At 57.4% G+C, this 15,527-nt stretch carries 10 protein-coding genes; all 10 read left to right on the top strand.

Going from position 1 to position 15,527, the window contains the following annotated elements; all coding sequences use genetic code 11:
* Positions 1 to 90: 90 nt before the first annotated feature.
* Positions 91 to 972 carry a prolipoprotein diacylglyceryl transferase gene (gene lgt / locus EL29_RS14040; protein WP_024471441.1) on the top strand — a complete coding sequence of 294 codons (882 nt, stop codon included), beginning with the start codon at positions 91 to 93 and terminating at the stop codon, positions 970 to 972.
* On the top strand, positions 969 to 1,763 hold the full coding sequence (thyA, locus tag EL29_RS14035; protein ID WP_014594480.1) for a thymidylate synthase: 795 nt from the start codon (positions 969 to 971) through the stop codon (positions 1,761 to 1,763). Before lgt ends, thyA begins: the two co-directional genes overlap by 4 nt.
* Positions 1,764 to 1,955: 192 nt before the next feature.
* Positions 1,956 to 2,426, top strand: a complete 471-nt coding sequence (locus EL29_RS14030) for a prepilin peptidase-dependent protein (protein WP_013026984.1) — start codon at positions 1,956 to 1,958, stop codon at positions 2,424 to 2,426.
* Positions 2,423 to 2,950 carry a prepilin peptidase-dependent protein gene (locus tag EL29_RS14025; protein WP_028715745.1) on the top strand — a complete coding sequence of 176 codons (528 nt, stop codon included), beginning with the start codon at positions 2,423 to 2,425 and terminating at the stop codon, positions 2,948 to 2,950. The genes EL29_RS14030 and EL29_RS14025 overlap by 4 nt, the downstream gene beginning before the upstream one ends.
* Positions 2,947 to 3,351 (top strand): DUF2509 family protein, encoded by a 405-nt coding sequence (locus EL29_RS14020; protein WP_028715744.1) that lies wholly within the window; start codon positions 2,947 to 2,949, stop codon positions 3,349 to 3,351. Before EL29_RS14025 ends, EL29_RS14020 begins: the two co-directional genes overlap by 4 nt.
* Positions 3,311 to 3,637, top strand: coding sequence for a prepilin-type N-terminal cleavage/methylation domain-containing protein (locus tag EL29_RS14015; RefSeq protein ID WP_230957768.1), 327 nt, complete (start codon positions 3,311 to 3,313; stop codon positions 3,635 to 3,637). Before EL29_RS14020 ends, EL29_RS14015 begins: the two co-directional genes overlap by 41 nt.
* 112 nt (positions 3,638 to 3,749) lie before the next feature.
* On the top strand, positions 3,750 to 7,127 hold the full coding sequence (recC, locus tag EL29_RS14010; protein ID WP_028715743.1) for an exodeoxyribonuclease V subunit gamma: 3,378 nt from the start codon (positions 3,750 to 3,752) through the stop codon (positions 7,125 to 7,127).
* Positions 7,128 to 7,228: 101 nt separating this feature from the next.
* The gene (gene ptrA, locus EL29_RS14005; protein ID WP_028715742.1) at positions 7,229 to 10,120 is read left to right on the top strand and encodes a pitrilysin; all 2,892 of its coding nucleotides are present in this window, start codon (positions 7,229 to 7,231) and stop codon (positions 10,118 to 10,120) included.
* Positions 10,117 to 13,656, top strand: coding sequence for an exodeoxyribonuclease V subunit beta (gene recB / locus EL29_RS14000; RefSeq protein WP_028715741.1), 3,540 nt, complete (start codon positions 10,117 to 10,119; stop codon positions 13,654 to 13,656). The genes ptrA and recB overlap by 4 nt, the downstream gene beginning before the upstream one ends.
* On the top strand, positions 13,653 to 15,500 hold the full coding sequence (recD, locus tag EL29_RS13995) for an exodeoxyribonuclease V subunit alpha (RefSeq protein WP_028715740.1): 1,848 nt from the start codon (positions 13,653 to 13,655) through the stop codon (positions 15,498 to 15,500). Before recB ends, recD begins: the two co-directional genes overlap by 4 nt.
* Positions 15,501 to 15,527: the final 27 nt, after the last annotated feature.

Raw genomic sequence — 15,527 nt, 5'->3', positions numbered from 1 at the left:
GCTACTCAGAAAACTGGCTGTGCTATCATGCCCAGCCCTAATTTATGTGCATCACGTCCCCTTTTCAGGGCTGAAAATAAACGGTGAATGATGAATAACGGCTATATCGCATTTCCGCAGTTCGATCCGGTAATCTTCTCGATCGGACCGCTTTCGCTTCACTGGTACGGATTGATGTATCTGGTGGGGTTTGTTTTCGCCATGTGGCTGGCGGTGCGTCGGGCCAACAAGCCAGGCAGCGGCTGGAAAAAAGAGGAAGTAGAGAACCTGCTTTACGCGGGCTTCCTGGGCGTTTTCCTGGGTGGTCGAATTGGTTATGTGCTGTTTTATAACCTGCCGCTGTTTCTCGATAATCCGCTTTACCTGTTTAAAGTCTGGGATGGCGGTATGTCATTCCACGGCGGGCTGATTGGCGTGATCCTGGTGATGCTGATATTTGCGCGTCGCACCAAACGTAATTTCTTTCAGGTCTCTGATTTTATTGCGCCGCTTATTCCGTTTGGCCTGGGCGCTGGTCGCCTGGGTAATTTTATCAATGGTGAACTCTGGGGCCGCGTCGATCCCAATTTCCGTTTCGCCATGCTGTTCCCCGGCTCGCGCAGCGAAGATATCGCGCTGGCGGCCAACAACCCACAATATCAGGCCTTACTGAACACCTATGGCGTACTGCCGCGTCATCCTTCACAGCTGTACGAGCTGTTTCTTGAAGGCATCGTGCTGTTCATTATCCTGAACCTGTTTATTCGTAAACCTCGCCCGATGGGCAGCGTCTCTGGCCTGTTCCTGATTGGCTACGGCACATTCCGCATTATTGTTGAATTCTTCCGTCAGCCAGACGCACAGCTTGGTTTGCTCACCGGTGGACTGAGCATGGGGCAACTCCTGTCGATCCCAATGATTATTGCCGGTGTGATTATGATGATTTGGGCTTATCGCCGTCGCCCGCAGCAACAACTTCACGAGGAAAAATGAAACAGTATCTGGACTTAATGCGCTACGTGCTGAACGAAGGCACACCAAAATCTGACCGTACCGGTACAGGCACGCTTTCAATTTTTGGTCACCAGATGCGTTTTAATCTGCAGGATGGTTTTCCGCTGGTCACCACAAAAAAGTGCCACCTGCGCTCCATCATTCATGAACTGCTGTGGTTTCTGCAAGGCGATACCAATATCGGTTACCTGAAAGAAAACAACGTCTCAATCTGGGATGAGTGGGCGGACGAGCAGGGTAATCTTGGGCCAGTCTACGGCAAGCAGTGGCGCAGCTGGGGCACGGCAAGCGGTCAGGAAATTGATCAAATCACCAAGGTGATTGAACAACTGAAACGCGATCCGGATTCCCGCCGCATTATTGTGTCAGCCTGGAACGTCGGCGAGCTGGATGAGATGGCGCTGGCACCGTGCCATGCGTTTTTCCAGTTCTATGTTGCGGACGGTAAACTCTCCTGTCAGCTTTATCAGCGTTCTTGCGATATCTTCCTGGGGCTGCCGTTTAATATCGCCAGCTATGCGTTGCTGGTGCATATGGTGGCACAGCAGTGCGATCTGGACGTGGGTGATTTTGTCTGGACCGGGGGCGATACGCACCTTTACAGCAACCATCTGGAGCAGGCCCGTCTGCAGCTGACACGTGAGCCGCGACCGCTGCCGACGCTTGTCATCAAGCGCAAACCTGCTTCGTTGTTCGATTATCGCTTCGACGATTTCGAGATTGAAGGTTACGATCCGCATCCGGCGATTAAAGCCCCGGTTGCCGTCTGACGGTTTCCTGATACTAAGCCCCGGTATGACTTTGCATACCGGGGCTTTTTTTATCTTTCCGCCCGGCGCTTTGCGGCGATGATCTCAAACGATGCTTCAAACACGGCATGCAGCTGAAATAGTCTGCAGCGCCGCTTCCCGTTCCCGCTTTTACACATTGCCATCCCGCCCGCCAGATCGCACGCTGTTGCCATGAAAAGACCAACATCAAAAGGGTTTACGCTGGCAGAGCTACTGTTTGTCATGGTGATTGTCGGCATTCTCAGCGCGTTTGCCACGCAGGGCTGGCAGCGCTGGCAGCAGCGTCAGCAACTGCGTGACAGCGCTCGCCAGCTGCAATTTTTTTTGCTCAGCGTACGGGCGCAGGCCAACTGGCAAAACCGCGACTTTGTGTTATGGGCGCGAACCATGCAGCCCTGGTGCTTAGGTGTTGGCGATGCGCCGGTAAACGGCTGTGATCCCGCCCGACGCCTGCATTTTATTGCGCCGCACACGGGCGTGACCTTGCAGCCGCTACGCGGTGAGCCAGGCTTTTACGGACGGCGCAACGTGGCCAGAGCGGGCAGCATTGAGCTGGTCAATCCAGCGGGACGAATCCGGCTGATCATCTCGTCACGGGCGCGGATTCGCCTGTGCTCCTCAGAGGAAGCAGGCTGCGAATGAAAGTGGCCGGATTTAGCCTGCTGGAAATGCTGATTGCGATGGCCATCAGTGCGGTACTGATGGTGGGCGCAGGGCGCTTTATGCCGCTGCTGTTGGGGGAAAATCTCCGTCTGCAACAGCGGGTGCAATTGCAAACGGAGCTGCAGCAGATGTTGTCTACACTGGAAAAAGCCGTGCGACGGGCAGGCTATTGCCAGGGAGAATGTGGCCGTGAAGGATTAACAATAACCGGGAGCTGCCTGCTTATCCGCTTTGATGAGAACAGCAGCGGTCGCTGGGAAGATATCAGCCATGGTGAAAGCGACTATTACGGCTACCGGCTGCGGCAAAAGCAGCTGGAGATGCAGCGCGGTGTGGATAACTGCAATGGCAGTGGCTGGGAGCGCTTGTCCGACCCCGCGTTTCTCTCTGTGGAAGCCTTTGAACTGCAGCGGGAAGGCCAGCGGGTCAGGATAATGCTGCAGGGGCGAACGGGTCAGCAGGAGGAAACAGTGGTGCGCTGGGTAGAGGGCATGAATTTGTGAAGGCGCAGGGCAACAGCGCGCTGGGGATGGTGTTAATCATCATGCTGACAGGCGGCATAACGCTGCACGCCAGCCGCGACATGCTGACGCAGGGGATGCGCGGGGTTGCCGATGAGCAGCGTTTCATTCAGGGATTCTGGCAGGCGCAGTCGGCGCTGCAGTGGGGGCTGACCTTACAGTGGCCCGAGCAGCCGCCGTTATTCTGCCAACAGGAGAACCGGTATGGCTGGCAGAGCTGTCTGCAAAGAACCGCAGATGACAAAGGATTACTTAAAGGTGAAGACCGCACTGGCGAGATGGCCCTGTGGCGCTGGGTACGGGTGCAGGGCAGCACCATTCATCCTTTGCCGCAGGGCTGGATTGACTACTGCCCGCTGGCCGCGTCAGAGCAATGTTTCTGACGCGCGTGGGTTCAGCCTGCCGGAAGCCCTGTTTGCCCTGCTACTGATGGCTGTGAGCACCAGCGCTCTGCTTCAGTATCACCGCGTGTTGACGCTGGGTTTCAGTCAGCAGTGGCAGCAACGAGAAGCCTGGCGCGTTGCAGAGCAGCGACTGCTTGGCCACGAGGTGCCAGGCTGGCAATCCCGTTTCGAGAAAACACAAGGTCCGGGAGGCTGTGCGCTGGAAAAAGCCGAGGTGAGCGGGCCGCATCAACGTCACGCCAGCCTGATGCGTTTAACCTGTTAAGCGGTTAGGGCATTATGCTTACCCGCCTTTTGGTAGGCTTGAAATGCGATACGCGGTAGAGTGAGTATCCTCTGAGGTCGCTATGCCGTTTTGATTTTCCACAGGAGTTTTCATGTTTCACGTTTATCACTCTAATCAGCTTGATCTGCTCAAAAGCCTGGCAGCCAGAGTGATTAAACTGGATCCGCTTGACGATCCTTTTGCCTCAGAAATGGTGCTGGTACAAAGTCCGGGCATGGCGCAATGGTTACAGATGGAGCTGGCGCACACCTTTGGCATTGCGGCGAATATTGAATTTCCGCTACCGGCCAGTTTTATCTGGGAAATGTTTGTTCGCGTACTGCCGGACATTCCGGTCGAAAGCGCTTTTAGCAAAGCCAGCATGAGCTGGAAGCTGATGCACCGTTTACCCTCGCTGCTGCTACAGGATGAGTTTGCCTCACTGCGCCATTACCTGAGCGATGATGGTGACAAGCGCAAACTGTTTCAGCTCAGTGCCCGCGTCGCTGACCTGTTTGACCAGTATCTGGTTTATCGCGCCGACTGGCTGAACAGTTGGGAGCGGGGTCAGCACATCGACGGCCTGGGCGATGCCCAGATTTGGCAGGCGGCGCTATGGCGTGACTTAGTGAATTACACCGAGGAACTGGGCCAGCCTAAATGGCACCGTGCCAACCTCTATGCGCGCTTTATCCATACGCTGGAGCAGACGCAGACCCCACCAGCCAACCTGCCCGAACGGGTTTTTATTTGCGGCATATCAGCGCTTCCGCCGGTCTATCTTCAGGCGTTACAGGCGCTGGGGCGACATATCGATATCTATCTGCTGTTCACGAATCCCTGCCGCGACTACTGGGGCGACATTCAGGATTATGCTTTTCTGGCGAAGTTACAAAGCCGTCAGCGTCGCCGCCACGATCGGGAGGAGTATCGTGGATTGTTTAGCGATGTGGCGCGTGCGCCTGCGCTGTTCAGTGACGAAGGCGAGCAGCAGCTCACGAACCCGCTCCTGGCCTCCTGGGGCAAGCTGGGGCGCGATAACCTTTACCTGCTCAGCCAGATGGATCTTAACAGCGAAATTGACGCCTTTGTCGATGTAGAGGAAGACAACCTGCTGCACAGCATGCAGCACGATCTTCTCAATCTGCAGGACAAGGCCGTGATCGGTCTGACGGCCGACGAACTGGCCTACAGTGGGCAAAAGCGTTGTCTGGATCCAGCGGATCGATCCATCGCCATACAGGTTTGTCACAGTGCCCAACGCGAAGTGGAAGTGTTGCAGGATCATTTACTGGCGCGGATGGAGGCGGATCCCGGGCTAAAAGCACGCGATATCATTGTCATGGTCGCCGACATTGACGCCTATGCGCCCTTTATTCAGGCCGTGTTTGCTAATGCTCCGGCCGAACGTTATCTGCCGTTTGCCATCTCTGACCGCCGTGCCAGTCAGGCGCATCCAGCGATTGTGGCTTTTCTGCATTTACTGGCGCTGCCCGACAGCCGTTTCGTCTCCGAAGATGTGCTGGCGCTGCTGGACGTGCCCGCCTTAGCGAACCACTTCTCGATTGACGAAAGCGGGCTGCGTTTACTGCGGCGCTGGGTGAGCGAATCGGGCGTACGCTGGGGGCTGGATGATGCCAGCGTTGAGGCACTGGCCCTGCCGGTTACCGGTCAGCATACCTGGCGCTTTGGGCTGCAACGCATGCTGCTTGGCTATGCGATGGAAAGCCAGCATGGCGACTGGCAGGGCATCCTGCCCTACGATGAGTCAAGTGGACTGGTGGCCGAACTGGCAGGTCATCTGGCTGAGCTGCTGTCGCGGCTCAACCACTGGCGTCAGGTGCTGTCCGAACCGCGCCCGCTGGAAGCGTGGCTGCCTTTGTGCCGCGAGCTGCTCAATGCATTCTTTACGGCCGATCCCGAAACTGAAGCTGCACTGCTGCTGGTGGAAGAGCAGTGGAAGGCGTTGATTGAATACGGCATGGACGCACGCTTCGATGAGCCCATTCCGGTGGTGTTGCTGCGCGACGATCTGCGCGGCCGACTGGACCAGCAGCGTATCAGTCAGCGTTTTCTCGCCGGACAAATCAACTTTTGTACCCTGATGCCAATGCGTTCCATCCCGTTTAGCGTCGTGTGTTTACTGGGGATGAACGATGGCGTTTATCCGCGTACCCTGGCGCCGCTGGGATTTGACCTGATGCAACAGCAGTCGCGTAAAGGGGACCGTAGCCGCCGTGATGACGACCGTTACCTGTTTCTGGAGGCCCTGATCTCCGCGCAGCAACAGCTCTATATCAGCTATATCGGACGCGCGATACAGGACAATACCGAACGTTATCCGTCCGTGCTGGTCACAGAATTACTGGAATATATTGGGCAAAGTTTTTATCTGCCAGGCGATGAAGACCAGGATCTGGACGAGAGCGCGCGCCGGGTCAGGTCGCATCTGGAACACTTGCACAGCCGGATGCCGTTCGCGCCCGAGAACTTTCAGCCCGCGTCGGCAGCCCACAGTTTTGCCCGCGAATGGCTTCCCGCCGCGCGGGGTACGGGTCAGCCCCAGCCCGATTTCGTTCAGCCCCTGCTCACGCCGCCCGTAGAGACATTAGCCCTTGAACAGTTCCTGCGATTCTGGCGTCATCCCGTGCGGGCCTGGTTTCAGCAACGCCTGGGCGTGAGTTTCTGGCTTGAAGAAAATGAACTCCCCGACAGCGAACCCTTTGCGCTGGATAGCCTGGAGCGTTACCAGATTAATGCCCAACTGCTGAATGCACTGGTAACAGGCGAGGACACCGATCGTCTTTATGCCCATCACCGCGCTGCCGGAAACTTACCTTACGGCGCGTTTGGTGAACTGTTCTGGCAGGCTCAGCGTGAAGAGATGCAGGAGGTGGCGGCAGACGTCACCTCTCAACGTAGCGAAGGGGAAAGCTGGGAAATCAATCTGGATCTGGACGGCGTCAGCCTGTCCGGCTGGCTGACTCAGGTGCAGAGTGACGGGCTACTGCGCTGGCGGCCAGGCGTGCTGAATATCAATGATGGTTTATTACTGTGGCTCGAACATTTAGTTTATTGTTCACTGGGCGGTAACGGCAGAAGCCGCATGTTTGGCCGCCAGCAGAGCTACTGGTGCTTCCACGCCGTTGCGCCGGATGACGCCACGGCCCAGTTAGCGCGCTACATGCAAGGTTATCTGCAAGGAATGCGCGAACCCTTGATGCTCCTGACTAAAAGCGGGGGCGCCTGGATCAGCACCTGTTTTGATAAGAAAAGCCATCAGTTCCTCAGTGATGAGGCCACGCAGCTCAAAGCCCGCAACAATTTGCTGGCGGCCTGGGTGGGGGGTTATCAGCAGGAGGGCGAGGGAAGCGATCCCTATTTGCAGCGGCTGTGCAGAGTACTGGACGAATCCCAGCTACAGCGCATAACCGAGGCGGCGGCGTGCTGGTACTCACCGGTGCTGCAGGCCCATCAGGACGATCGGTAAGTCACACCTTTGCAGGTGATGAGAACACCAACGAACGTTTGTTGTATTTTCAGCCGCCAATGCGCTGGCAAGGCGGCTTTTGGGTAACGTAAGAGGTTTACATGCGCACACATGCACGCTTGATCCTGGCCATTCTGTTCAGCCTGGTGGCGTTTACGGTTCAGGCCGAAACGGGCCAGGGCTGGCAGCCCGTTAACAGTACCATCGGTAAAAGCGAACAGGATCCGCGTCAGTATCAGGCTATTACGCTGGATAATGGCATGACCGTGCTGCTGGTGTCAGACAAGGATGCTCCTAAATCGCTGGCGGCTTTAACCCTGCCGATTGGTTCACTGGACGATCCTGCGCAACAGGCTGGCCTGGCACATTATCTTGAGCACATGGTGCTGATGGGCTCAACGCGTTATCCGGAACCTGACAGCCTGGCGGACTTCCTCAAAAAGCATGGTGGCAGCCACAATGCCAGCACGGCGTCCTACCGCACCGCTTTTTACCTTGAAGTGGAAAACGATGCCCTTGCGCCTGCCGTCGATCGCCTGGCCGACGCCATTGCGGCACCGTTACTGGATCCGGTCAATGCCGATCGGGAACGTCATGCGGTCAATGCTGAGCTGACAATGGCGCGCGCCCGCGACGCTTTGCGCATGGGGCAGGTGGGGGCCGAGACGATCAATCCGGCCCATCCGGCAGCGCACTTCTATGGGGGCAATCTTGAAACCCTGCGAGATAAACCCGACAGTAACCTGCATCAGGCGCTGCTGGACTTTTACCACAGCCACTATTCTGCCAACCTGATGAAGGCCGTTATCTACAGCAACCAGTCCCTGGCGCAGATGGCCGCCATTGCGGCAGACACCTTTGGTCGCGTGGCTAACCACAATGCCAGCGTTCCGATGATTAACGAGCCTGTTGTCACCGAGGCGCAGCAGGGTATTCTTATTCATTATGTGCCTGCACAACCCCGTAAACAGCTCAAAATTGAGTTCCGCATTCCGAATAACAGCGATCGCTTCCGTAGTAAAACGGACACGCTCATCGGCTATTTAATTGGCAACCGTAGCCCCAATACGCTGGCTGACTGGCTGCAAAAACAGGGGCTGGCCGATGGCGTCAGCGCCGGAGCCGATCCGGTTACCGAGCGCAACAGCGGCATCTTTACGATCAGCGTCTCACTCACCGATAAAGGCCTCGCCCAGCGCGACGACGTCGTGGCGGCCGTCTTTAGCTACATTGCCATGCTGCGCGAAAAAGGCATCGATCGTCGCTACTTCGACGAAGTTTCACATGTTCTGGCGCTGGATTTCCGTTATCCCTCCATTACCCGCAACATGGACTACATCGAGTGGCTGGCCGATACGATGCTACGGGTACCGGTAGAGCATACGCTGGATGCCCCTTATCTTGCCGACCGCTACGATGCCGGGGCAATTCAGGCCCGTCTGGAAGAGATGACGCCGCAGAAGGCGCGCATCTGGTATATCAGCCCGCAGGAGCCGCACAACAGGCTAGCCTATTTCGTCAATGCGCCTTATCAGGTAGATAAAATTACCGCTCAGACGTTTACGCAGTGGCAGCAGCGCGGGCGCGAGATTCAGCTCGCGATGCCGGTGCTGAATCCCTATATTCCCGATGATTTTACGCTGGTTTCTGCCGCAGAGAAGGCCTATCGCCATCCGGTAAAGCTGGATAACGATTTCGGGATGCGCATTTACTGGATGCCAAGCCAGTTCTATGCGAATGAGCCCAAAGCCAGCATTACCGTGGCGTTGCGAAACCAGCAGGCCATCAGCGATGCGCGCCAGCAGGTGCTGTTTGGTCTGAATGACTATCTGGCCAGCCTGGCGCTGGATGAGTTGAGCTCACAGGCCTCCATTGGCGGTATCAGCTTTTCGACCAGTGAGAACGATGGTCTGGTCTTTAACGCCAGTGGCTTTACGCAACGTCTGCCCGCCTTGCTTAAACAGCTGGTGGATCGTTATCGCACCTTCCAGCCCAGTGAGTCGCAGCTGGAGCAGGCTAAATCCTGGTACCTGGAGCGACTGGACGCGGCCGAAAAAGGCAAAGCCTTTGAGCAGGCTATTCAGCCAATGCAGCTCCTGTCGCAGCTGCCTTATACTCAGCGAGAAACACGCCGCAAACTGGTGAGCGGCATTACGCTGGATGAGGTGGTGGCTTACCGCGATGCGTTATTAAAAAATGCCACGCCGGAGATGATGGCGGTTGGCAACCTGAGCGCCGACAGCGTCACGCAGTTGGGGCGCGATCTGAAACAGCAGATGCAGTGCAAAGGGACTCACTACTGGCACAGCAACTACCTCAGCGTTGAAAAGCCGTTAAAGGCGAATCTGGAGCAGCACGGCAGCAGTACCGACTCTGCGCTGGCCGCGCTCTATATTCCTTTAGGCTATGACGAATACCAGAGCATGGCCAACAGCGCGATGCTCAGCCAGATCGTGCAGCCATGGTTTTACAATCAGCTACGGACGGAAGAGCAACTGGGCTATGCCGTCTTTGCCTTCCGGATGCCGGTGGGACGTCAGTGGGGAATTGGTTTTCTGTTGCAGAGTAACAGCAAGCAGCCCGCCTATCTAATGCAGCGCTATCAGGCATTTTATCCCCAGGCTGAGCAGCGTCTGCGTACGATGAGCCAGGCCGATTTTACGCAGTATCAGCAGGCGATGCTCAACGATCTCAGACAGCGTCCACAAACGCTGAACGAAGAAGCCGATCGTTTCAGCCGCGATTTCGATCGCCAGAACAACGATTTCGATACCCGGCAAAAGCTCATGGAGCAGATCCAGCTGCTTACGCCTGCCGGCCTGGCCGATTTCTTTCATCAGGCCGTGATGCAGAAAAAAGGCATGGCCATGACGTCGCAGATCGCCGGAAGCGGCGAGCGTAAAATCGAATTTGCCCCGCTGCCTGGCTGGAGAACCTGGCAGGAAATCGCCAAACTGCAGCAGTCGCTGCCGGTAAAGAGTGAAACCCAATGATGCAGTCAAGACCCGAGTCGCTTAACCCGTTAACGCTGCCGCTGAACGGTGAACGGTTAATTGAGGCGTCAGCGGGGACCGGTAAAACCTTTACGATTGGCCTGCTCTATTTACGTCTGCTATTAGGGCTGGGCGGCGAGAACGCCTGGCGCAGGCCGCTGTCCGTCGAAGAGATTCTGGTGGTGACCTTTACCGAAGCCGCTACGGCTGAACTGCGCGGTCGTATCCGTGACAATATCCATCAGCTACGTCTGGCCTGCGTGCGTGGTAAAAGCCATAACCCCATGCACCAACAGCTGATGGAGCAGATCCCAGACCTGCCCCAGGCCGCGTCACAACTGCTGGCGGCCGAGCGACAAATGGATGAGGCGGCAATTTTTACCATCCACGGCTTTTGTCAGCGCATGCTTAACCTGAACGCTTTTGAATCGGGCATGCTGTTCGAGCAGGAGCTGATTGAAAACGAACAAACGCTGCTCCGACAGGCCACGGCCGATTTCTGGCGTCGCCAGTGTTATCCCCTGTCGCTGGATGTGGCCAGAGTCATTGCGGCGGAGTGGAGCGGACCGGACAGTTTACTGACCACGCTGCGGCCCTGGCTGCAGGGGGAGTCACCGACGCTCAGGCGCCCACCTCGCCCAGAGGAAACGCTGGCCTCCCGCCATGCGGCCAATCTTGAGCGAATTAACGCCCTTAAGCAGCAGTGGCAGGCTGCCAGCGCCGATGTGGAAGGGCTCATTAGCGCGTCTGGTGTTGATAAGCGCAGTTATAGCAGTAAGCACTTACCTAACTGGGTGGCTAAAGTCACCCAGTGGGCACAGAGCGAAACGCTTGATTATCAACTGCCCAAAGATCTGGAGCGCTTTGGACAGCAGGTGCTGCACGAGAAGACCAAAAAGGGCGAGGCACCGCAGCATGCATTGTTTGATGCGGTAGATCGCTTTCTGGCCGAACCGCTGACGTTGCGAGACGTCATTATCTGGCAGGCCCTGACCGAGGTCCGCGAGGCGGTCCAGCGCGAAAAGCGTCAGCGCGCACTACTGGGCTTTGATGACCTGTTGAGCCGTCTGGATGAGGCGCTTCAACAGCCGGGCGGGGCACTACTGGCGGAAACGATTCGCGGGCGCTTCCCGGTCGCGCTGATTGATGAATTCCAGGATACCGATCCGCAGCAGTATCGTATCTTTCGTACGCTGTATCTGCATCAGCCAGAGCTGGCCCTGCTACTCATTGGTGACCCCAAGCAGGCGATTTATGCCTTCCGCGGTGCGGATATCTTTACCTATCTGCGCGCCCGTAGTGAAGTTAGTGCTCACTACACATTAGATACTAACTGGCGCTCCTCGCCTGGCATGGTGGACAGCGTTAACCGGCTGTTTTCACAGGTTGATTCGCCGTTTCTGTTCTCTTCCATTCCTTTTCTCCCGGTCAGTCCGGCTGCGCCTAATCAGGCTCTGAAGCTGATTTATCAGCAGCAACCGCAGCCCGCGCTGCGCTTCTGGCTTCAGCCGGGTGAAGGTGTGGGAGTGAGTGATTACCAACAATTTATGGCGCAGCAGTGTGCCGCGGATATCAGCCGCTGGCTGGTAGCCGGACAGCAGGGGCAGGCGCTGATTGGCAAAGGCGATGCCCTGCAGCCGGTTAAGGCATCGGACATTACCGTGCTGGTGCGCAGCCGTAACGAGGCCAGCCTGATCCGCGATGCACTAAACAGCCTGTCGATTCCCTCCGTTTATCTTTCCAGCCGCGACAGCGTTTACACCACGCCGGAAGCGCGCGAACTGTTATGGCTCCTGCAGGCGGTTCAGTCACCTGAACAGGAGCGATTGCTGCGCAGCGCGCTGGCGACGTCCATCTTTGCTATTGATGCCGCCGAACTGGACGCGCTGGCGCAGAACGAACGCCACTGGGATGCACTGGTGGAGCAGTTTGTCAGCTGGCAGCAAATCTGGCATCAGCGCGGCGTTTTACCCATGCTGCGCGACGTGATGATCACGCGGCAACTGGCCGAAAATATGCTGGCATCAGACAATGGCGAACGGCGCTTAACCGATCTGATGCACCTGGGTGAACTCCTGCAGGAAGCGGCGGTTCAGCTCGACAGCACCCATGCGCTGGTGCGTTTTCTGGCACAGCAAATTGCCCGCCCCGATAGCCAGGCCGCCAGTCAGCAACTGCGTCTTGAAAGCGATCGTCATCTGGTGCAAATCGTCACCATTCATAAATCGAAAGGACTGCAGTATCCCCTGGTCTGGCTGCCCTTTGCCGCCGGATTCCGCGAGGCCGCCAGTGCGCTGTATCACGATCGTGAAAGCTTTGCTGCGATGCTGGACGTGCAGGGGGATGAGTACAGCCTGACGCTGGCAGAAGAGGAGCGCCTGGCAGAGGATTTACGCCTGCTCTACGTGGCACTGACCCGTTCGGTTCACCACTGCAGCGTAGGCATTGCACCGCTGATTAAGGGCGCGCGTAAAAAAGCGGGTGAAAGCGACTTGCACAAAAGCGCGCTCGGTTATCTGGTGCAGCGCGGCGAAATCGCCGATGCCGCGCAGCTCAGTCAGCATCTGCAGGCGCTTGAGGGCGCGGGAATTGAGGTTATCAGCAGCGCGCTCCAGCCCGGGGCGATCTGGCATGAAGGCCTGGTCAGCAACGATGCGCTGAGCAGTCGGGAAATGACGCGAGCGCTGGCCGACAGCTGGCGCGTCACCAGTTATTCGGGTTTGCAGCAGCACGGTAGCTCACCGCTGCTGGACGCCTTGCCTAAATTTGATATCGACGCCGCAGGCGAAACGGCAGACGAAGAGGATACCCTGTTGACGCCGCACCATTTTCCGCGCGGTGCGGCACCCGGGACGTTTCTCCACGGATTGTTTGAATCAATCGATTTCACCGAACCGCCAGAGGCGCTGTGGCTGGAAGATCAGCTCCAGCAAAACGGGTATTCACTCAGTTGGCTCCCGGTCATTCAGCAGTGGATTGCGCGCGTCCTGACAACGCCGCTTAACAAGGAAGGCGTAACGCTGGCCAGTATTAACAGCCGCGACCGGCTGATTGAAATGGAATTTTATCTCCCGATCAATAACCTGCTGACCGCGACCAATCTGGATGCGCTGGTACGCCGGTACGATCCGCTGTCGCAGCGCGGTCCGGCACTGGATTTCCGCCAGGTGAAAGGCATGTTGAAAGGGTTCATTGATTTGGTGTTCCGCTGGCAGGGAAAATACTATCTGCTGGATTATAAATCGAACTGGCTGGGGGAAAGTCATGCCGCATACACGCCCGAGGCGATGGAGCAGGCGATGATCGACCACCGCTACGATCTGCAATACCAGCTGTATACCCTGGCGCTGCACCGTTATCTCCAGCACCGTCTGGCAGGCTATGACTACCAACAGCATTTCGGCGGCGTCTTTTACCTGTTTCTGCGTGGCGTCGATGGCAGCCCGGCCGACAACGGCATTTTCGCCACCCGACCCGACCCGGCGTTTATTGATGAAATGGACAGGCTGTTTGGCAATACAGAGGAAATGTTATGAGTGATATAAACGCCTTACTGCTCCAGGCAGTCGAAAAGCGTTTACTGCGTCCTCTGGATATACAGTTTGCCCGCTTGATTGCGGACGACGCCCAGCCTTTTCTGCTGCTGGCAGCGGCCTGCGTCAGTGCCGATGCCGGAGAAGGTCACGTCTGTCTGCCGCTGGCTAATCTGAGCGAGGCCGGACTCTTTGCGGGGCGTCAGCCGGCGCTGGCCCAGGCACTGTGGCAGGCCGCAGGCGCGCCGGACGATGTGCATGCTGCACTGGCGGGCTGGTCAGCAATCAGTGATGGCAGTGCCGTTACGCCGCTGGTGCTGAGCCATGAGCGTTTGTATCTGCATCGCTTGTGGCAGAGCGAAGGGCAGGTTGCGCGCTTTTTTTCGTTGCAGCCCGACGAAGGAACATTTGATGCGCACCGGGCCAGCGAGGTACTGACCAGCCTGTTTGGCAGCCGTCCTGACGACTGGCAAAAGATTGCCGCAGCCGTGGCGCTGACGCGAAAAACCGCCGTGATTTCAGGTGGGCCGGGAACCGGTAAAACCACCACGGTGGCAAAGCTGCTGGCTGCGCTAATCCGATTGAATACGGTGCCGCTGCGCATACAGCTGGCGGCGCCCACGGGCAAAGCCGCGGCCCGTTTAACGGAGTCGCTGGGTAAAGCTCTACAGGGACTGGCCGTAAGCGAGGAAGAGCGCGCCCGGTTCCCTGCGGAAGCGACGACGCTGCACCGCCTGCTGGGTGCACAACCGGACACGCAGCGTCTGCGCTATCACGCGGGCAACCTGTTGCATCTGGATGTGCTGGTGGTCGATGAGGCCTCAATGGTCGACCTGAGCATGATGGCAAAACTGATCTCTGCCTTGCCACAGCATGCGCGCGTGGTCTTTCTGGGCGATCGCGATCAGCTGGCTTCGGTGGAGGCGGGCGCTGTGCTGGGGGATATTTGCCGCTGCAGCGAAACAGGATTTAGCCCGTCACGGGCTGCACAGCTGACGGCCCTGACCGGCTGCACGCTCACAGGCGACGATGTTGAGGCCGCGCCAGCCGTTCGCGACAGCATTTGCCTGCTGCGACAGAGCTATCGTTTTGATGAAAAGTCTGGAATAGGTCAGCTGGCACGGGCGGTGAACCAGGGCGATGCGCGCCAGATGAGCGCGATTTTTGCCGCCGGACACCAGGATGTTTCTTTTCAGCCGCTGAATGACGGCGACGCTTATCAGGCCATGCTGGACGAGGTAGCGCGGGGTTATAGCGACTATCTGCATGCCGTTCAGCATCAGGCTACGCCAGAGCAGGTCATTGACGCATTCAGCCGTTATCAGCTGTTGTGTGCCCTGCGTGAAGGGCCCTTTGGCGTGCACGGGCTGAATCAGCGCATTGAGCAACGCCTGATGCAGCTGCAGCGCATCAGACGTCCTGCGTTGGGCAGCCGCTGGTATGCGGGAAGGCCGGTAATGATCACCCGTAATGACAGCGCACTGGGGCTGTTTAACGGCGATATCGGTATTACTCTGCGCGATGAGGAAGGCCAGCTCAGAGTCTTTTTTCCGTTGCCAGACGGCAGCGTGAAAGCGATTCAGCCCAGCCGTTTGCCGTCTCATGAAACCGCCTGGGTTATGACGGTACACAAGTCGCAGGGATCGGAGTTTGACCATACCGCGCTGGTCATGCCGACCCAGTTTCTGCCGGTGCTGACCCGCGAGCTGGTTTATACCGCAATTACGCGTGCGCGCAGTCAACTGACGCTTTACAGCGATCGTGCAATATTTGACCGCGCCGTACAGCTGCAAACGCAGCGGCGAAGCGGGCTGGTGGAAAGGTTAGGGGCGGCCGGGGAGGCGTAACAGCAAGGGCGGCATGGCTGCCGCCCG

Source organism: Pantoea ananatis LMG 2665 (assembly GCF_000710035.2).
Taxonomy (GTDB): domain Bacteria; phylum Pseudomonadota; class Gammaproteobacteria; order Enterobacterales; family Enterobacteriaceae; genus Pantoea; species Pantoea ananatis.
Note: the sequence above shows the minus strand (reverse complement) of the source record. Positions and strands in the feature narration are given on the sequence as shown.

Bases quoted from the DNA above. Each gene is read 5' to 3' on its own strand.
- lgt (WP_024471441.1), top strand. From the start codon at position 91: ATGAATAACGGCTATATCGCATTTCCGCAGTTCGATCCGGTAATCTTC.
- thyA (WP_014594480.1), top strand. From the start codon at position 969: ATGAAACAGTATCTGGACTTAATGCGCTACGTGCTGAACGAAGGCACA.
- EL29_RS14030 (WP_013026984.1), top strand. From the start codon at position 1,956: ATGAAAAGACCAACATCAAAAGGGTTTACGCTGGCAGAGCTACTGTTT.
- EL29_RS14025 (WP_028715745.1), top strand. From the start codon at position 2,423: ATGAAAGTGGCCGGATTTAGCCTGCTGGAAATGCTGATTGCGATGGCC.
- recC (WP_028715743.1), top strand. From the start codon at position 3,750: ATGTTTCACGTTTATCACTCTAATCAGCTTGATCTGCTCAAAAGCCTG.
- ptrA (WP_028715742.1), top strand. From the start codon at position 7,229: ATGCGCACACATGCACGCTTGATCCTGGCCATTCTGTTCAGCCTGGTG.
- recB (WP_028715741.1), top strand. From the start codon at position 10,117: ATGATGCAGTCAAGACCCGAGTCGCTTAACCCGTTAACGCTGCCGCTG.
- recD (WP_028715740.1), top strand. From the start codon at position 13,653: ATGAGTGATATAAACGCCTTACTGCTCCAGGCAGTCGAAAAGCGTTTA.